Origin of the sequence: Methylobacterium sp. WL1, assembly GCF_008000895.1 — a bacterium.
Taxonomy (GTDB): domain Bacteria; phylum Pseudomonadota; class Alphaproteobacteria; order Rhizobiales; family Beijerinckiaceae; genus Methylobacterium.
On record NZ_CP042823.1, the window covers coordinates 161,384 to 179,520 of the forward strand.

General features: G+C 68.6%; 18 protein-coding genes. 10 read left to right on the plus strand and 8 right to left on the minus strand.

All coding sequences use genetic code 11. The annotated features are described in order from the left end of the window. Window positions 1-10 precede the first annotated feature (10 nt). From FVA80_RS01045 to gap, 3 genes are all read right to left on the minus strand, one after another. Entirely contained in the window at window positions 11-1,213 is a 1,203-nt protein-coding gene (locus FVA80_RS01045; protein WP_147910121.1) for a phosphoglycerate kinase, read from the minus strand. Between the two features lie 25 nt (window positions 1,214-1,238). Continuing rightward, window positions 1,239-1,715: a hypothetical protein gene (locus FVA80_RS01050; protein ID WP_147910122.1), complete on the minus strand. Its 477-nt coding sequence runs from the start codon at window positions 1,713-1,715 to the stop codon at window positions 1,239-1,241. Window positions 1,716-1,797: 82 nt separating this feature from the next. Next, window positions 1,798-2,802 carry a type I glyceraldehyde-3-phosphate dehydrogenase gene (gene gap / locus FVA80_RS01055; protein WP_147910123.1) on the minus strand — a complete coding sequence of 335 codons (1,005 nt, stop codon included), beginning with the start codon at window positions 2,800-2,802 and terminating at the stop codon, window positions 1,798-1,800. 549 nt (window positions 2,803-3,351) lie between these two features. On the opposite strand from gap, the gene FVA80_RS01060 reads away from it, so the two are divergent. Then, complete coding sequence (locus FVA80_RS01060) at window positions 3,352-3,639, plus strand: DUF4164 family protein (protein ID WP_147910124.1); 288 nt, start codon at window positions 3,352-3,354, stop codon at window positions 3,637-3,639. Between the two features lie 38 nt (window positions 3,640-3,677). Beyond that, window positions 3,678-4,073: a cell division protein ZapA gene (zapA, locus tag FVA80_RS01065; RefSeq protein WP_147910125.1), complete on the plus strand. Its 396-nt coding sequence runs from the start codon at window positions 3,678-3,680 to the stop codon at window positions 4,071-4,073. Window positions 4,074-4,475: 402 nt separating this feature from the next. Here the strand turns inward: zapA and FVA80_RS01070 are convergent, their stop codons facing one another. The 3 genes from FVA80_RS01070 to madL are packed head-to-tail and all read right to left on the minus strand — an operon-like array spanning window position 4,476 to window position 6,418. Then, complete coding sequence (locus FVA80_RS01070) at window positions 4,476-5,147, minus strand: GntR family transcriptional regulator (protein WP_147856369.1); 672 nt, start codon at window positions 5,145-5,147, stop codon at window positions 4,476-4,478. 27 nt (window positions 5,148-5,174) lie between these two features. Then, entirely contained in the window at window positions 5,175-5,939 is a 765-nt protein-coding gene (gene madM, locus FVA80_RS01075; protein ID WP_147910128.1) for a malonate transporter subunit MadM, read from the minus strand. 41 nt (window positions 5,940-5,980) lie between these two features. Continuing rightward, window positions 5,981-6,418, minus strand: a complete 438-nt coding sequence (gene madL, locus FVA80_RS01080; RefSeq protein WP_147910126.1) for a malonate transporter subunit MadL — start codon at window positions 6,416-6,418, stop codon at window positions 5,981-5,983. Window positions 6,419-6,642: 224 nt separating this feature from the next. Here madL and mdcA point away from each other — a divergent pair, with 224 nt between their 5' ends. From mdcA to FVA80_RS01120, 8 genes are all read left to right on the plus strand, one after another. After that, the gene (gene mdcA, locus FVA80_RS01085) at window positions 6,643-8,289 is read left to right on the plus strand and encodes a malonate decarboxylase subunit alpha (protein WP_147910127.1); all 1,647 of its coding nucleotides are present in this window, start codon (window positions 6,643-6,645) and stop codon (window positions 8,287-8,289) included. A 147-nt stretch (window positions 8,290-8,436) separates the two neighbouring features. Next, window positions 8,437-8,745 (plus strand): malonate decarboxylase acyl carrier protein, encoded by a 309-nt coding sequence (gene mdcC, locus FVA80_RS01090; protein ID WP_147910524.1) that lies wholly within the window; start codon window positions 8,437-8,439, stop codon window positions 8,743-8,745. Window positions 8,746-8,747: 2 nt separating this feature from the next. Continuing rightward, a complete protein-coding gene (locus FVA80_RS01095; RefSeq protein WP_147910525.1) occupies window positions 8,748-9,677 on the plus strand; it encodes a biotin-independent malonate decarboxylase subunit beta in 930 nt (309 codons plus the stop codon). After that, complete coding sequence (gene mdcE / locus FVA80_RS01100; RefSeq protein ID WP_147910526.1) at window positions 9,664-10,380, plus strand: biotin-independent malonate decarboxylase subunit gamma; 717 nt, start codon at window positions 9,664-9,666, stop codon at window positions 10,378-10,380. Before FVA80_RS01095 ends, mdcE begins: the two co-directional genes overlap by 14 nt. 270 nt (window positions 10,381-10,650) lie before the next feature. Next, window positions 10,651-11,346: a malonate decarboxylase holo-[acyl-carrier-protein] synthase gene (gene mdcG / locus FVA80_RS01105; protein ID WP_147910527.1), complete on the plus strand. Its 696-nt coding sequence runs from the start codon at window positions 10,651-10,653 to the stop codon at window positions 11,344-11,346. After that, on the plus strand, window positions 11,343-12,263 hold the full coding sequence (locus FVA80_RS01110) for an acyltransferase domain-containing protein (protein ID WP_147910528.1): 921 nt from the start codon (window positions 11,343-11,345) through the stop codon (window positions 12,261-12,263). The genes mdcG and FVA80_RS01110 overlap by 4 nt, the downstream gene beginning before the upstream one ends. A gap of 176 nt (window positions 12,264-12,439) precedes the next feature. Further along, on the plus strand, window positions 12,440-13,423 hold the full coding sequence (gene gmd / locus FVA80_RS01115; RefSeq protein WP_147910529.1) for a GDP-mannose 4,6-dehydratase: 984 nt from the start codon (window positions 12,440-12,442) through the stop codon (window positions 13,421-13,423). A 71-nt stretch (window positions 13,424-13,494) separates the two neighbouring features. Further along, entirely contained in the window at window positions 13,495-14,976 is a 1,482-nt protein-coding gene (locus FVA80_RS01120) for an aldehyde dehydrogenase (protein ID WP_147910530.1), read from the plus strand. 69 nt (window positions 14,977-15,045) lie between these two features. On the opposite strand, the gene FVA80_RS01125 is transcribed toward FVA80_RS01120, so the two are convergent. After that, window positions 15,046-16,005, minus strand: coding sequence for a substrate-binding domain-containing protein (locus tag FVA80_RS01125; protein ID WP_147910531.1), 960 nt, complete (start codon window positions 16,003-16,005; stop codon window positions 15,046-15,048). A 235-nt stretch (window positions 16,006-16,240) separates the two neighbouring features. Beyond that, a complete protein-coding gene (locus FVA80_RS01130) occupies window positions 16,241-17,950 on the minus strand; it encodes a methyl-accepting chemotaxis protein (protein ID WP_147910532.1) in 1,710 nt (569 codons plus the stop codon). Between the last annotated feature and the right edge of the window lie 187 nt (window positions 17,951-18,137).

Genomic DNA, 18,137 nt, shown 5'->3' on the forward strand with positions numbered 1-18,137 from the left:
CCGTCCTCAGTCAGCCCTGCGCCCGCAGCGCCTCGACGCCCGGCAGGGCCTTACCCTCCAGCCATTCGAGAAAGGCACCGCCCGCGGTCGAGACGTAGGTGAAGGCGGCGGCCACGCCGGCGTGGTTGAGCGCGGCCACGGTGTCTCCGCCGCCGGCGACGGAGACCAGTTGGCCGGCCGCCGTGCGTGCGGCCGCGTGCTTGGCGGCGGCCACCGTGGCGGCGTCGAACGGTGCGAGCTCGAAGGCGCCGAGCGGGCCGTTCCAGACCAGGGTCTTGGCGTCATCGATGGCGGCGTTGATCTCGGAGACCGAGCGCGGGCCGGCATCGAGGATCATGCTGCCCGCGGGCACCGCATCCACCGGCACGGTCTCGTGCGGGGCCTGGGCCTTGAACTCCGTGGCCGCCACCGCGTCCACCGGCAGGATGATCCGGCAGCCGGCCTTGTCCGCGGCCGCCAGGATGCGCAGGGCGGTCTCGGCGAGGTCCTTCTCGCACAGGGACTTGCCCACCGCCTTGCCCTGCGCGTGCAGAAAGGTGTTGGCCATGCCGCCGCCGATCACCAGCATGTCGACCTTGGCGACCAGGTTCTCCAGAAGGTCGATCTTGGACGACACCTTGGCGCCGCCGACCAGCGCGATCACCGGCCGCTGCGGCGCTTCGAGGCCCTTGGTCAGGGCTTCGAGCTCTGCCTGCATCTCGCGGCCCGCATAGGCCGGCAGGCGATGGGCCAGAGCCTCGGTGGAGGCGTGGGCGCGGTGGGCCGCTGAGAACGCCTCGTTGACGTAGACGTCGCCGTTGGCCGCAAGCGCGTCCGCGAAGGCCGCGTCGTTCTTTTCCTCGCCGGGATGGTAGCGGGTGTTCTCCAGGAGCAGGACGTCGCCGTCCTTCAGCGCGGCGACGGCCCGGGCCGCGTCGTCGCCGACGCAATCGGCCGCGAAGGCGACGTTCCGGCCGAGCGCCTGGCTCAGCGCCGGCACTACCGGCTCCAGGGTATCCTTCGGCTCGCGCTTGCCCTTGGGGCGGCCGAAATGGGCCAGCAGGATCACGCGGGCGCCCTTCTCAGCGACCTCCCGGATGGTCGGCACGACGCGTTCGATGCGGGTCGCATCGGTGACGCGGCCGTTCTCCATCGGCACGTTGAGATCGACGCGCATCAGCACGCGCTTGCCCGTCAGGGCGCCGGCGTCGTCGAGGGTGCGGAAGGCGCTCATGCGGTCCTGTTCGGGTCGAGGGCTGTTATTGAACGGTGGTGCCGGACGTGGCAGCCGGCGCCGGAATCAGGCGGTCGAGGTTGAGGCGCTGCACCGCCACCATCAGCACGACGGTGAGGATCGCGGTGATTACCGCGGTGAGCACAAGCGCGCCGGTGCCGGGCAGGCGCCGGGTGCGGTCGGCCAGCCCGCGCATCTCGGTGCGCAGGGCCGCGAGATCGGATTGCCGGGCGGATTCGTTCATCCGGTTGGCGGCGTTCTCGACCTTGTCCTCGACCCGCGACAGCAGGGACTCGGAGCGCGCGTACTTGTCCTCGATCCGCGAGCACTTGTCCTCGATTCGCGCGAGCTGATCGAGGAGGTGGCTCGCCGGCAGCCCCTGCGCGGGCGCCGTCGCCACCGGGGCGGTCGTGGCCGCCGGCGTGGGTGCGGGTTTGGGCGTGGGCGTGGGCGTCACGACGGCGCCCTGTCCGCTCGACGTGCCCTGCGAAGCGTCGGTCATCCCGGGATGATCCCCTGGTTCGAGGTGAGGCCGTTCGGTCGAAAAGGCGCCCGCCGGTCGGGACCGGCGGGCGTCGGGGTCTTCAGATGAGCTTGGCCATCGCCACGGCCGTGTCGGCCATGCGGTTCGAGAAGCCCCACTCGTTGTCGTACCAGGTCAGGATACGCACCAGCACGCCGTCCATCACCTTGGTCTGGTCGAGGTGGAAGGTGGACGAGTGCGGATCGTGGTTGAAGTCGATCGAGACGTTCGGCTGGTCGGTGACCCCGAGCACGCCCTTGAGCGGACCGGCGGCGGCCGCCTTGATCGCGTCGTTGATCTCCTGAACCGAGGTGGCGCGCTTGGCCGTGAAAACCAGGTCCACCGCCGAGACGTTCGGGGTCGGCACGCGGATCGCGGTGCCGTCGAGCTTGCCCTTCAGCTCGGGCAGGACCAGGCCCACGGCCTTGGCGGCGCCCGTGGAGGTCGGGATCATCGAGAGCGCGGCAGCGCGGCCCCGGTAGAGATCCTTGTGCATCTGATCCAGCGACGGCTGGTCGTTGGTGTAGGAGTGGATCGTGGTCATGAACCCGCGCTCGATGCCCACGGCCGCGTCCAGCACCTGGGCGACCGGCGCCAGGCAGTTGGTGGTGCAGGAGGCGTTCGAGACGACGAGGTGCTCGGCGGTCAGCTTGTCGTGGTTGACGCCGTAGACCACGGTGAGGTCGGCGCCGTCGGCCGGCGCCGAGACCAGCACGCGCTTGGCGCCGGCGTCGAGATGGGCCTTGGCCTTGTCCTTCGCGGTGAAGATGCCGGTGCACTCGAGCGCGATGTCGACGCCGAGGTCGCGGTGCGGCAGCTCGGCCGGGTTGCGCACGGCCGTGACCTTGATGCGCTTCCCGTTGACTACCAGGAACTCGCCGTCCACCGCGACCTCGCCCGGGAACCGGCCGTGGACGGAATCGAACCGGAGCAGGTGGGCGTTGGTCTCTACAGGGCCGAGATCGTTGATCGCCACGACCTCGATGTCGGTCCGGCCGGATTCCGCGATGGCGCGCAGGATGTTGCGGCCGATGCGTCCAAACCCGTTGATGGCAACCTTCGTCACGGTGTGACTCCTTCCTGCTGCGGAGCACCGCGCACCGGGCCGGTCACCCGGTCCTCGGCGCAGTGTCGTTCGTGTGGCCTCATCCTGTCCGAAAGCCGAACCCCGCCTTTCGGGATGACGCCGTGGCGGCCCGCCTCCAGGCCGACCGGGCGGGGCCGATCTGGGCGGGCGGGTTTGAACCTGCGATGAACCGTGCCGTGACAGGCCGGGCCGCTCCGGTCGCGCCGATCGGATCCGACGGCGTTGGCTGAGGCCACGGGACTGTCATGGACCGGCCATCCGGCATATCTTGGGCGGCCCCTTACGGGAGCGCGCGGCTGTCTAACATGGCGTCTCCACCTGTCAAACGCACGCCCGTGACAAACACGGTTCTCTCCCACATCCAATAAACTGGGTTGTGCGACGGCGATTGCTGAGGCGCGACGGCGCGGACACCCACCAACATTTCGGACTGGAATTCCGGACGCATCCGGCCGAAACTTGAGGCCCCGAAGCATCGTCGCCCGTGAGCCCGCCCGTCGGGACGATGCGTCCGGCGAGCGGAGCCCCATGGCCGACGACAGGACGGACACGAACCCCATCGATGCGGCCTTCGCCCGGCTCGACTCCGCCTTGAGCCGCCTGGACGCGGTGGTGGCCCGCCGCCTGGAGGCCGAGGCCGAACCCGACGACCGGGACGCCGAGCTGGCGCTGATGGACGAGGACCGGGCCCGGCTCGCCGCCGCCCTCGACGCCGCGAGCGCGCATCTGGCCGATGTCGAGGCCACGACCGGACTGGTCGGCCAGCGGCTCGACCGCGCGATCCAGACCGTCCAGGGCGTGCTCGGCCGGGCCTGACCGGTTCCGTCCAGCGCCGCCGTCCATCGGAGCGATCCTTGCCCCAGATCAACGTGACCATCGACGGAAAGCTCTACCGCATGGCCTGCGGTGCCGGCGAGGAGGCCCACCTCACCGGGCTGGCCGAGAGCTTTGGCGCGCGCATCGGCGAGATGCGCCAGAGTTTCGGCGAGATCGGTGACATGCGCCTCCAGGTGATGGCCGCCCTGACCATCGCCGACGAGCTGGCTGAGCTGCGCACCCGCCACGCCGCCCTGGAGGCCGAGACGGCGGATCTCCGCAAAGCCACCGAAGCCGCCGACCGTGCCCGGGCCGAGGACGCCGCCCGCGCCGCCGACGGGATCGGGCGAGCCGCCGAGCGGATCGGGAAGCTGGCGGAGGCGCTGGGTGGAAGCGGGGCCGGGAAGGGGGGCGTGGCGCGGGAGGTGGTGTAAAGGCCCTGATGATCTTCGGTATGAGCCGCAAGACCATTAAGCTTGGCCGCCTCACCGTGGTGTTACGCAGTTCTGCAGTGATCTGATATATTGCGGGCCGCTCCGTTGAATGCTGGAACAATGCCCGATGCTGCGACTGTATTTCATCTCAGCCGCATCGATCAAGAATCTGGCCGGATGCCTTTTGTTTGCCCGGTCGCATTTTTCGAAGTCGAATACCGCGACGTGGTCGAGGCACGATAGCTTTAAGTGAGCTTTTAGCCTGAAGATTATTGCGATGTAGAGTTTTTAATTCGCAAATTTAATCAACAAACTCGGGCTTATGCCAGTTTTTAACCAAAACATCCTGCGGGTTGATGCAACCGGCAGCCAGCATGATGACGATGGAAGTCTGAAAGCCCATCAACCCACCGTATCCGCAATATACCGCCCCAACGCTGCCGCGGCCCGCAGCATGTGGGCCCGCATCCGCCGAGCCGCCAATTCCCCATCCCCCTCGGCGATAGCCGCGAGAATCTCGCCGTGTTCGTCCCGTGAACGGCGGATCCGGTCGCCGTGGCGGAGCTGGGTCCGGCGGAAGGCGGCCAGGCGCTCGCGGATCGCCAGGGCCTGCTCGGCCATGAAGCTGTTGTGGGTCGCCGCGTAGAGCGATTCGTGGAAGGCGCGGTTGAGCCGGTCGTAGGCGTCGACGTCGCCGGCTTCCACGGCGGCGGCGGAATCCTCCTGCAGGTCCATCAGCCGGCCGCGCTCCAGCGGCGTCATCCGGTAGGTTGCGAGCCGGGCGCACATCGCCTCGATCTCCGCGGTGGTCTCGAACATGTCGGCGATGCGCTCCGGCGTCAGCCGGGCCACCACCACGCCCCGGCGCGGGCGGACCTCCACCAGTCCCGAGGCCGCGAGCTGGCGCAGGGCCTCCCGGACCGGGGTGCGGGAGGCGCCGTAGCGCTGCGCGAGGTTCTGCTCGTCGAGGGCCGTGCCGGCCGGGATCTCACCGGACGTGATCGCGTCGGTGAGCGCGTTGCGGATCCGGTCGGAGAGAAGCCCGGTGTCGATCTTCTGGAACTCGCCGTGCATCACTTCGTCCCGCGCCCCCGCGGTTGGTCAACCGACCAGAGCCCGCACCGTCAAGTAGAAGATCGAGGGACCGACGAGGCAGCCGATCCCGGTATGGAAGGTCGCGGTGAGCGCCCCGTACGGGACTAGCTTCGGGTCCGTCGCCGCGAGCCCGCCCGCGACCCCGCTCACCGTCCCCATCAGGCCGCCATAGGCCATAGCCGACCGTGGGTTGTCGAGGCCGATCAGCTTAGCAACCAATGGTGTGCCGACCATGACCATCACGGCCTTGGTCACCCCGGTGGCGATGGAGAGCGCCATGACGGTGGAATCCGCTCCGATCGCCGCCCCGGTCACCGGGCCGACGATGTAGGTGATCGCTCCCGCCCCGATGGTCGTGATCGAGACCGCGTCGTGGTAGCCGAACGCCACCGCGGTGAGCGTGCCGACCAGGAACGGGATGATCGTGCCGAGCGCCAGCGCCAGCACGCCGACCAGCCCGGCCCGGCGCGCCTCGATCACATCGACCTCGAACGCGGTGGCCACGATGGCGAAGTCGCGCAGCATCGCGCCGCCCATCAGGCCGATCCCGGCCAGCGCCGGGATGTCGGCGACGCCCTTCTTCCCGCCGGTGTAGAGCCCGCCGACATAGGCGAGCCCCAGCCCCAGCACGATCGCGATGGCCGAGCCGTGAACGCGGCCCCGCGTGAAGCGTTTGGCCGCCAGGTTGGAGACCAGGATCAGGGCGCCCACCACCGCGAAGGCCGCCACCAGGCTCTGCTCGATGAAGACGTGCTCGATGTCGTGCCAGATCCGATGTCCGAGGTCGTTGTCCATCGCGTGTTCCATGGCGCTCACCCCTGTTTCCCGGTCGGCGCCGGAACGGCCTCGCCGCCGATCACCGAGCCGCCGTGCTCGACCTCCGGGCTGCCGGGATCGCGCCGGCCGATCCGGCTCAGCAGCGCCACCGCGCCGAAGCACAGGACCAGGGAGCCGGTGGCCGCGATGACCACGATCGGGCCGCCGCTCACCGCCGCGACCACGTTCTGCTGGGCCGCCATGGCGACAACGATCGGGATGTACATGCCGGCCCAGAACTCGACGCCGAACTGCACGCCCTTGGTCAGGCCGCCCCGGCGGGACAGCCAGAGCCGGGCGACGATCAGCAGGATCATGGCGATGCCGACGCCGCCGACATTGGCCTTCACCCCCAGCGCGACGCCGAGGAGATCGCCGAGATACACGCCGACCAGCGTGCACGCGGCGAGGAGGGCGACACCCAGGACGATCATCGGCCTTGCCCTCCCGCGGCGGTACTTGCGGCGCGCGGCAGCGCCCGTCTCGACGCGCTCGGCATGCTGCGTTCCCTCCCGAATCGCCTGCTGTCTTGTTGGGATAAATATGCAGGATGTTGACAGATCGGCAATCCCGTATACGGAACCGTGATTAGAACGTGCTAGAAAATGCCCGACCAGCGCCTTATCTCGGTCACTGCATACACAAGGGGAACGCGCGGATGACCCAGTGGCGCGGCGAACGAGAGGCGCGCGACGCACGCATCGCGGCGGGGCGCGCCCATGCCGACGGCAAGGTCGTGCCGGCTGGCTCCGTGGTCGATCTGCTGGAGGCGGTGCTGCGCCCCGGCGACAGGGTCTGCCTGGAGGGCGACAACCAGAAGCAGGCGGATTGCCTGGCCCGGGGGCTTGCGGCCTGCGACGCGGGCAAGGTCCACGACCTGCACATGGTCCAGTCGGGCATCGTGCTGCCGGAGCATCTCGACGTGTTCGAGACCGGCATCGCCAAGCGGCTCGACTACTCGTATTCCGGCCCGCAGGGCGCGCGCATCGCCAAGATGCTCTACGGCGGCCAGATCCAGCTCGGCGCGGTGCACACGTATCTCGAGCTGTTCGCCCGCTACTTCGTGGACCTCACGCCCCACGTCGCGCTGATCGCCGGCGTCTCGGCGGACCGCGACGGCAACCTCTATACCGGGCCCAACACCGAGGACACGCCCACCGTCGTGGAGGCCACCGCCTTCAAGAACGGCGTCGTCATCGCCCAGGTGAATCAGATCGTCGACAAGGTCCCGCGGGTCGACATCCCGGGCGACCGAATCGACTTCGTGGTCGAGGCCGACACGCCGTTCTACGTCGAGCCGCTGTTCACCCGCGATCCTGCGGCGATGACCGAGACCCAGATCCTGATCGCCATGATGGCGATCAAGGGGATCTATGCGGAATACGGCATCCGAAGGCTCAACCATGGGATCGGCTTCGGCACGGCCGCAATCGAGCTGCTGCTGCCGACCTACGGTGAGAAGCTGGGCCTGAAGGGGAAGATCTGCACCCATTGGGCGCTCAATCCGCACCCGACGCTGATTCCGGCGATCGAATCCGGCTGGGTCCAACAGGTCCACTGCTTCGGCTCGGAAGTCGGCATGGATCGCTACATCCGCGCGCGGCCGGATATCTTCTTCACCGGGGCCGATGGCTCCCTGCGCTCGAACCGGGCCTTCTGCCAGACCGCCGGCCTCTACGCCTGCGATATGTTCATCGGCGCGACCCTCCAGATCGACCTGATGGGCCATTCGTCGACGATCACGCAGTCGCGGGTGGCCGGCTTCGGTGGCGCGCCCAACATGGGCTCGGATCCGCATGGCCGCCGCCACCCGTCCGATGCCTGGATGAAGGCCGGGCGCGAAGGTCAGGTCGTCGGCGATCCGGCGCTGATGCGCGGGCGCAAGCTGGTGGTGCAGCTGGTCGAGACCTTCGGGGAGAAGCTGGTGCCGACCTTCGTCGAGAAGCTCGACGCCCTGGAGCTGGCCAAAAAGATCGGGCTCGAGCTGGCCCCGGTGATGATCTACGCCGACGACGTCACCCACATCGTCACCGAGGAGGGCATCGCCAACCTCCTCCTGTGCCGGGACGCCGACGAGCGCGAGCAGGCGATCCGCGGGGTCGCGGGCTACACCGAGGTCGGCCGCGGCCGGGACCGGGCCAAGGTCGAGGAGCTGCGCGCCCGCGGGGTGATCCGCCGGCCGGAGGATCTCGGCATCGAGCCCCTCGACGCCGACCGCGCGCTGCTCGCGGCCAAGTCGATCAAGGATCTCGTGCACTGGTCGGGGGGCCTCTACGAGCCGCCCGCGAAGTTCCGGAACTGGTAGGGTCGATCCCGATCTTTCCCTCCCCTTGCGGGGAGGGGTCGCGGGTGGGGGGCGGCGCAGGACCAAGCGGCCCGGTACCCCTCAACCACCCCCACCTTCATATCCTCCCCGCCACGGGGCGGAGAGGCGCACGCGAGGAACAGTCGGATGGAATCCCTGACCTTCCGCCACACTACCAGAAAGCCGCTGCCCGGCTCGGTCTCGAACGCCATCACGGGCGTGGTGGCGTCGGGCAACCTGGAGATCCTGCTGGAGCGGGTGCTTCCGCCGGATGCCTGCGAAGTCGCGATCGAGACGCCGATCGCCGGCTACGGCGCGGTCTGGGAGGCGGTGGTGGCGGATTTCGTCGCACGCGCCCAGCCCGGGGGCCTGCGCATCAGCATCAATGACGGCGGCGCCCGTCCCGACACCGTATCGTTGCGCCTGCTCCAGGGCGCCCGGCTGATGGAGGCCTGACCATGGCTGGCGCACGTGCCGCGAGCACCGACCCGGACGCCCTGAGCTGGTACGAGGCCACCGCCCGCCAGCGCGTGGTGGCGCTGGCCGATCCCGGCAGCGTTGAGGAGTTCCTGCCCCCGACCGAGCGGCGCATGAGCCCGCACCTGCCGCTGTTCGACCTGCCGCGGGCCTTCGACGACGGTATCGTGGTCGGCCGCGCCGCGCTCGACGGCAAGCCGGTGCTCGTCGCCGCCCAGGAGGGCCGGTTCATGGGCGGCGCCTTCGGGGAGATCCATGGGGCGAAGCTCGTCGGGCTCCTGCGCGCCGCGCTCACCCTGAAGCCGGCGGCCGTGCTGATCCTGTTCGACACCGGCGGCGTCCGGCTGCAGGAGGCCAATGCCGGCGAGACCACCATCGCCGAGACCATGCGGGCGATCGTCGACGTCCGGGCTGCCGGCATCCCGGTCATCGGGCTGATCGGCGGCCGCGCCGGCTGCTACGGCGGCGGCGGCCTGATCGCCGGCACCTGCTCCCGGCTCGCCGTCTCGGAGGGCGGCCGGATCTCGGTCTCGGGCCCCGAGGTGATCGAGACCAACAAGGGCGCCGAGGAGTTCGATTCCCGCGACCGGGCCCTGGTCTGGCGGACCATGGGCGGCAAGCACCGGCGGCTGATCGGCGGGGCCGACGCGTTCTGCGCCGACACCGTATCGGCCTTCCGGCGGGCGGCGCTCGACCTGATCGGTCGGGCGCCGACCTTCGATCTCGCGACGCTGGAGGCCGAGCAGGCCCGGCTCGAATCCCGGATCGCGCGCTTCGGCGATTGCCGGGACGCCACCGAAATCTGGGCCCGGCTCGGCGTCAACGATCCGGAGGCGGTGCCCGCCATGGACACGCGCGCCTTCGACGAGACCGTATCCCGGGTGGGGGAGGCCGACCATGACGCTCGCTGAGATCCTGGCCGGGCTCTTTCCGCAGGGCCATTCCGTCACTGTGCGCGACGGCCTCGTGACCGGCAGCGGCCCGTTCGCGGGGGAAACGATCCACGTCGTCGGAATCGACGGCGATACGCCGCTCGGGGTCGATGGCGCGCTGGTCCTGTCGCGGGCCGTGCTCGATGTCGTGCGGGCCGGCGACAAGGCGCCGATCCTGGTGGTGGTCGATTCCGACAGCCAGCGCATGAGCCGGCGCGACGAGTTGCTGGGGCTCAACGAGTGCCTGGCCCATCTCGCCAAGGCTCTGCTGCTCGCCGACCGCTCCGGCCACCCGACCATCGGGCTGATCTACGGCCACTCCGCCGCCGGCGCGTTCATCGCCACCGCGCTGGCGACCCGGGTGCTCGCCGCGCTGCCGGGCGCCAACCCGAGCGTGATGGATCTACCCTCCGTGGCGAAGGTGACCAAGCTCCCGCTGGACAAGCTTCAGGAGATGGCGAAGTCGACCCCGGTCTTCGCCCCGGGGCTCGACAACATGGTGGCCGCCGGCGCGGTCCACGTGGTGCTCGATCCGGCCCGGCCGCTCGACGCCCAGATCCGCGACCTGATCGCCACCCAGACACCCGGCGACAATCGCGACCGCCTCGGCGCGGAACGCGGCGGTCGGCCGGTGGCGCAGGAGATCGCGGAGGCGGTGATCGCGCAGGCCCGGCGCGGGTAGCGCGAGGCCGAGTGAACGCGGTGGGATGCTTACGTGCCGATCGGGCGTAGCAGAATAAACCGCCTCGTCTTTCCGGGGCGCTGCAGGCGAGCCCGGAACCCAGATCCGCCGACGACGCCAGATCTTGATCGGTTCGCGTCTATGGATCCCGGGCTCCGCTGCGCGGCCCCAAGATGACGAAGTGGCTGCTCCGCCGTTCGTCACGTTTCAGGGGTGGGCGGACATCGGGTCTCCGACACGTTCACCTGAGACCTCAAAACGAGGTCGAGGATGGCACAGATCCACAGAGCGCACATCGAACCCCGCCCGCCTCGCATTTTCACCCGGCAGGACCTCGTCCGCGTCGATCCCGAAGCCTGGTCATCCTGGCTCGGCACCCGCGCCGACCTCGCCGGTGTGCCGCACCTCGCTGTCTGGGTCGGGGCGGGGCGTCCGCTGATCGTCCGCCGCCGGGTCCCGGGGGAGGGCGCTGAGACGGTCCCCCTCGGGCTGCCGCTGCCGCCCGCCGACGGCAAGCGCCGGATCGGCCTTGCCCTGCCGGCCGAACGCCTGACCCGCCTGGACAGCCCGAGCCTCGCCGAGGTGGCTCCCCATGCGCCTCCCGCCTGGCACGGGACCATCGCGGCCGTGGTGGCGCTCGGCGACCGTTACGGCGTGACACCGCGGCCGTTCGGTGGTCTCCTGTGGCAGGCGGTCACCGGCTTGACGTATCTGAGTCCCGCCTCCGACCTCGACCTGCTCTGGCCCTGCCCGGGGCCGGTACCGGCCGGCCTGCTCGACCGGCTCGCTGCCATCGCGGACATCGCCCCGATGCGTCTCGACGGCGAGATCCTGCTGCCGGACGGGACCGGCCTGCACTGGCGCGAGTTGCGCGACGCGCCCGAGGGCGGCACCGTGCTGGCCAAGGGCCTCGACGGGCTCGCCATGTGGCCTGTCGCCCCCCTGCGCTCCCGGGAGACCGCATGAGTGTCGCGATCCTGCTCTCCGGCCAGGGCGGCCAGCATCCGGGGATGTTCGACCTCACCGCCGGCCATCCCGCGGCGCAGGCCGTCTTCGCTGCCGCCGCGCCGCTGCTGGGCGGCACCGACCCGCGCGACCTCGCCCGCAGCGGCGGCGACGCGCTCCACGGCAACCGGACGGGCCAGATCCTGTGCTGCGTCGCCGCGCTCGCCGCCTGGCGCGGGCTGGCTTTGTCCGGCCGCGCCATCGTGGCCGGCTACAGCATCGGTGATCTCGCCGCCTGGGGCCTCGCCGGTCGGATCTCCGACGCCGACGTCCTGGCGCTGGCCGCCCGGCGCGCAGAGGCCATGGATTCCGCCTCCGGGGAGGGGTTCGGGCTCGCCGGGATCCGGGGCCTCGGGCTCGACGCACTCGAGGCCCTGGCCGGGCGTCACGCATGCCACCTCGCCATCCGCAACGCCTCGGACAGCGGCGTCGTGGGGGGGCGATGCGATGCGCTCGAAGTCCTGTGCCGGGACGCCATCGGGGCCGGCGCGCAGCGGGCGGTGGTGCTGCCGGTTCACACGCCCTCGCACACGCCGCTGCTGGCCGAGGCCAGCGATGCGTTCCGCGGCGCACTCGATGCCGTCACCCTGCACCGCCCGCAGGCCGGTGCCCCGCGCCTCGTCAGCGGGCTCGACGGGGCGACGATGTTCCGGCCCGAGGACGGCCTCGACAAGCTGGCACGCCAGATCTCCCATACCATCGACTGGGCAGCCTGCCTCGAAGCCGCCCGGGAATACGGCGCCGACCGGGTCATCGAACTCGGCCCCGGCCGCGCGCTGGCCACGATGGCGCGGTCGGCCCTGCCTGACGCCCGGGTCCACGCGCTGGAGGAATTCCGGTCCCTTGGTGGCGTCACCGCCTGGCTGACCCAACCCTAGGGCGAAGTGGCTTACCCGCGAAGAATTCGGCCGCCCATGCGCACTTCTTCGCATACACTGAGTCATGTGGCTGGCCGACGCGCCAGCCCACGAAGACTATGCGCAGTGTGGCCTCACCTTGACGCGAAGGCCGGACCGGTCGTAGCAGCCGGGCAGCAACGGGACGGGACGGTTTCATGACAGCCAAGCGCGCGCTGATCACGGGGATTACGGGCCAGGACGGCGCGTATCTGGCGCAGCTGCTGCTGCACAAGGGCTACACGGTCACCGGCATCGTACGCCGCTCCAGCCATGCCGGGGTGTTCGACCACCGGTTGAAGTGGCTCGGCATCTTGGGCGATGTCGAACTCGTGGACGGCAACCTGCTGGACCAGTCTGCGCTGCTGCGGATCGTCCAGAGCACCAAGCCGGACGAGATCTACAACCTCGCCGCCCAGTCCTTCGTCACCTCGTCATGGCAACAGCCGTTGCTCACCGGCCAGGTGACCGGTCTCGGCGCCGTGCATATGCTCGAATGCCTGCGCTCGGTGGCGCCGAATGCGCGCTATTACCAGGCCTCGACCTCTGAAATGTTCGGGCTGATCCAGGAAGAGCGCCAGAGCGAGACGACGCCGTTCTACCCGCGCTCGCCCTACGGCGTGGCCAAGCTCTACGCGCACTGGATGACCATCAACTACCGCGAGAGCTTCGGGCTGCACGCCTCGAACGGCATCCTGTTCAACCACGAGAGCCCGCTGCGCGGCGTCGAGTTCGTCACCCGCAAGGTCACCGACGCGGTGGCCCGGATCAAGCTCGGCATGCAGAAGGAGCTGCGGCTGGGTAACATCGATGCCAAGCGGGACTGGGGCCACGCCCGGGACTACGTCGAGGCGATGTGGCTGATGCTGCAGCAGGAAAAGCCGGACGACTACGTCATCGCCACCGGCCGGACCACCACGGTGCGGGACATGTGCGTGATCGCGTTCAAGCATGTCGGCCTGAACATCGACGACCACCTGATCATCGACCCGGCGTTCTTCCGGCCGGCGGAGGTCGAGGTGCTGCTGGGCAACCCGGCCAAGGCCAAGGCCACCTTCGGCTGGGAGGCGCAGACCAGCCTCGAGTCGTTGATCACTGAGATGGTCGAGGCTGACATCAAGCGCCTCAGCGCCAACGCGTAGGGCGCAGCGAGCCTCGTCACCGACTGCGTTCCCGCCCATAACACGCGCGTCAACCGCGTGAGAGGCGCGCCGTGAAAACCTACCAGCTCTACATCGACGGCCAGGACGTCGATCCGATTGACGGCTCGTGGTTCGAGTCCGTCGACCCCTACCGGGGCGAGTCTTGGGCCCGCATACCCCGCGCGTCCAAAGCCGACGTCGACAAGGCGGTGGCGGCGGCAAAGCGCGCCATGTGGGAGGGGCCCTGGGCCACCATGACCGCCTCGGCCCGGGGCAAGGTCCTGCGCCGGATCGGCGATCTCGTAGAGCGCGATGCGAAGGCGCTCGCCGAGGTCGAGGTCCGCGACAACGGCAAGCTGTTCGCCGAGATGTACGGGCAGACCCGCTACCAGCCCGAATGGTGGTGGTATTACGCGGGCCTCGCCGACAAGGTCGAAGGCGCCCAGGTGCCGATCGACAAACCCGAGACGTTCGCGTTCACCCGGCACGAGCCGGTGGGCGTCGTCGGGGCGCTCACCGCCTGGAACTCGCCACTGCTGTTCGTCGCCTGGAAATGCGCACCGGCGCTCGCGGCCGGCTGCGCCGTCGTGGTCAAGCCGTCTGAATTCGCCTCCGCGAGCACGCTGGAATTCGCCCGGCTGACTAAGGAGGCCGGGCTCCCGGACGGGATGTTCAACGTCGTCACCGGCTACGGCGGCGAGGCCGGCAGCGCCATCGTCGAGCACCCGGATGTCGCCAAGATCACCTTCACCGGCTCAGATATCACCGGCGCGAAGGTCTACGAGGCGGCCGCGCGCCAGATCAAGCGGGTCTCCCTCGAACTCGGCGGCAAATCGCCCAACATCGTCTTCGCCGATGCCGACCTTAAAGCCGCGGCTGCCGGGGCGATCTCGGGCATCTTCGCTGCCACTGGACAGACCTGCATCGCCGGCTCGCGGTTGCTCGTTCAGAACAGCATCCGCGAGGCATTCGTCGAGCGACTGGTGGATCTTGCCCGCACCGCCCGGCTCGGCGATCCCATGCAGCCAGACACCAACATCGGGCCGATTACCACGCCGCCCCAGTATGCGAAGGTGCTGGATTACATCGCGCTCGCCAAGAGCGAGGGTGCGCGCTGCGTGTTCGGCGGCAACCCGGCCTCCGGTCCCGGCGTGATCGGTGGTCAGTTCGTCGAGCCGACGATCTTCACGGGCGTCACCAACGACATGCGCATCGCACAGGAGGAGGTGTTCGGCCCGGTCCTGTCGATCATTGGCTTCGAGGACGAGGCCGAGGCGCTGCGCCTCGGCAACGACGTGATCTACGGATTGGCGGCTGGCGTCTGGACACAGGATATCGGCCGTGCCCTGCGCATGTCGAAGGGCCTGCGCGCCGGAACTGTCTGGGTGAACACCTACCGCGCCGTCAGCTACATGATGCCATTCGGCGGCATGAAGCGCTCCGGCATCGGCCGCGAAAGCGGCATCGAGTCCATCCGCGAGTACCTGGAGACCAAGAGCGTCTGGATCTCGACGAGCCGCAACGCGCCAGAAAATCCGTTCGTCATGCGGTAGGGGCAAAGCCGCGCCGGGCGACATCATCCCCGGCGCGGCAGGTCCTGTTTCAGCGCGCTGGCAAATTTCCTATTTCGAAAAGTGCGTGGTCGACATCCGGTCCGTCACGAGCTCGAACGGAACCCAGTCATATTGCTGCACGGGCTCGTGCCGGACCAGCTTGAGGGCGTCGTCCACCGCCTTGCGCGCCTGTAGGCCGGCGTCCTGATAGACGGTCACGGCCATACGCTTGTGCTGCATCGCCCGTAGGCCGTCGGGTGTCGCATCGACGCCGCCGATCAGGATTCGATCCGTGGGGATCCCGGCTGCGTCCACCGCGTCGGCGGCTCCAATCGCCATCTCGTCGTTGTTGGCGACGATGGCATCGGGCGCCGTCCCGTTCGCCAGCCATCCGGCCACGAGCGCTGCGGCGTTCTTGCGGTCCCAATCCGCGGCGCCTTCGGCGACGATGCTGATCCCCGGAAAGGCCGCGGCGACTTCCCTGACGCCCTGCGTGCGGAGTGCGGAAGCTGTATGGCTCGGCGGACCCTGGATGATCGCGACGCGACCTTTGCCGTCCAGCATCTGGGCGAGCTTTCTCATCTGCAACCGTCCGGCGACGAGATCATTGGACAGGACGAACGCCACGCGCCCGGCAAACCAATCCTCCCGGGGGCCGTTATTGGCGTAGACAAGGGGGATGTCGGCGTCCTGGGCCAAGCGCGTGATCGTCGCGTTCGTCGTCGTATCGGCAGGCAGGACCACGAGGGCATCGACCTTGGCGGAGATGAATTGCCGGACCTGCTCGACCTGCTTCTCACCCTCGCCCTGAGGCGCGTAGGCGAAGCGCACGGAGAGATCCGGCAGGCTCTTGGCATAGCTTTGGATGCCGTCCCGTAGGAGCGCGGTGAACCCGCTCGGCTCAGCCATCGCCACGCCGATTGCGGCCGACGCGGCCGGTGTCGGCAGGCTCGCCAAGACGACCATGAACGCCGCCGGCCACCAGCCCCGCACCCGTTCGAATCCAAAGGCCAGATCGCCAGCGGACATCCGAAGAACCGCCGGCACGCCACCGAGTATTCGGGAGATGGGCCATCCGCAGAGCGTTCCGATCATGGTCCTTGCACCTGCCTGGAGCGCGCGCCGCCCAGATCCGCTCCGGTCCGGCATCAGCGCGCGAAGAATCGACGGGTTCGAGGCGACGCCGACGGCGCCGCGATCGAGCCGGCGGTATCGATGGTGTACCGGCTTGGCAGAGTGTCGCCGGCCCAATGGGACCGTCACGTCAGGCCGCCCGGATGCTCTTCAGGAACCGCTGAACCTCGTCGCCCAGGCGTTCCGCGTCGCGGGACAGGGTGCTCGCCGAGGCGAGCATCTGGTCGGCGGCCGCGCCGGTATGCTCCGCCGCACCGGCGACCGTGGTGATGTTCGCCGTCACCTCGCCCGTGCCGTTGGCGGCCTGCGAGATGTTGAGCACGATCTCCTGCGTTGCCGCGCCCTGCTGCTCGACGGCCGCGGCGATCGAGGCAGCTGTCCCGCTCATATCGCGGACCCGCGTGGCAATCCCCTCGATCGCGGCGACGGCATCGGAGGTGGATGCCTTGATGACCGAAACATGGCTGGCAATATCGTCGGTCGCGCGCCTGGCCTCGCCCGCGAGTTGCTTGACCTCGGCGGCAACCACTGCGAACCCGCGACCGGCATCACCGGCGCGGGCCGCCTCGATCGCGGCGTTCAGGGCAAGCAGGTTGGTCTGCGCCGCGATCTTGGCGATCAGCTTGACCACGTCGCCGATCCGGTCCGCTGCGCCGCTGAGAACCTGCACGAACGCGATGGTCTGGGAGGCCTCCGTGGCGGCGCCATCGGCCATGGCGGCGGACAGTTCAGCCTGACGCCCCACCTCCTGGACCGAGGCACCGAGTTCGTCTGCGGCGGCAGCGATCATCCGCACGTTGGATTCGGCTTGTTCGGCGGCCGCGGCCACTGTGGTCGACTGGCTCGCCGTCTGGCCGGCCGTCGTGCTCATCTGGCGCGCTGTCCCCTGGAACTGCAAAACCGTAGCGGTGACGGTGCCGACAATCTCGCCCACCGTCTCCTCGAAGCGCTCCGCCATGTCGTGCAGGACGAACTTGCGCTCCTGGTCTGCCTCAACGCGGATCCGGGTGGCCTCGTCTTCCAGCGACTTGGCGTGAAGCATGTTCTCCTTGAACACCTGCACGGCACCGGCGATGGCACCGATCTCATCGGCCCGATCGCCGTCCGGGATCGCCACGGTGAGATCGTTCTCGGCGAGCCGCGCCATGACCCGAGTCATCGTCGCGATCGGCGCGGCCACACGACGGACGATGAACCAGCTGATGGCCAGGGTCAGGAGTGCCGCGACGGCCAACGCAACGATGACCGCGAGGCGCGACGTGGCGCCGACCGCATCGGCCTCCGCCATTTGCTCGAGGGCCCGCGCCTGCCGGTGGACCAGGACGGAATCCACCGACTGGGTGAACGCCACGGCATCCGCCTGGAATGACTCGGCGAACACCGTATCGGCGAGTTCGCGCTCACCGGCCCGATCCAACGCGGTCGCTTCGGCCTCCACGGCGAGGAAGTGTTGCCAGGCCTCGCGCAATCGATGCGCCAGAATGCGCTCGTCTGCGCCCATAACGGTGGGGGCATAGGCACTCCAGGCGGCGGAGAACGCCTCCTGGGCCTTGCCGGCCTCATCGAGGTAACGGCGCCGCTCCGTGTCCGACCGGGCATTGTGGCCTAGGACGTCCAGGGCGCGCAGCTCCTGGCTGAGCGCCTTCATCCGTCCGAGAATCGTGACCGCTTCGATCTCGCCGGAGACGGATCGACTCACCGTGTTGATCATACCGATCCGAACGACAGAAAACAATCCTATTACTGTGGATATAACGAACAGAGCTACCGAAGAGCCAATGATGATCGATCGTATATTGATTGCAGAGGCTTTTCTTTTTCGCTGTAATGCGACGTCCATTTGGAATTACCCGAGATAAACGATCATTAATTGTTAGCATATTTTTCTTGTTAATTCAACTTATAGCCACAAAGGTTTTTATTTATCAGTATTAATTGATCGCTGAGTCGTTGATAGAACAAATTATAACAAATTATATACTAAAATAGACTCATCTTAATGAATGAAAAACAGATATATGCCCGAA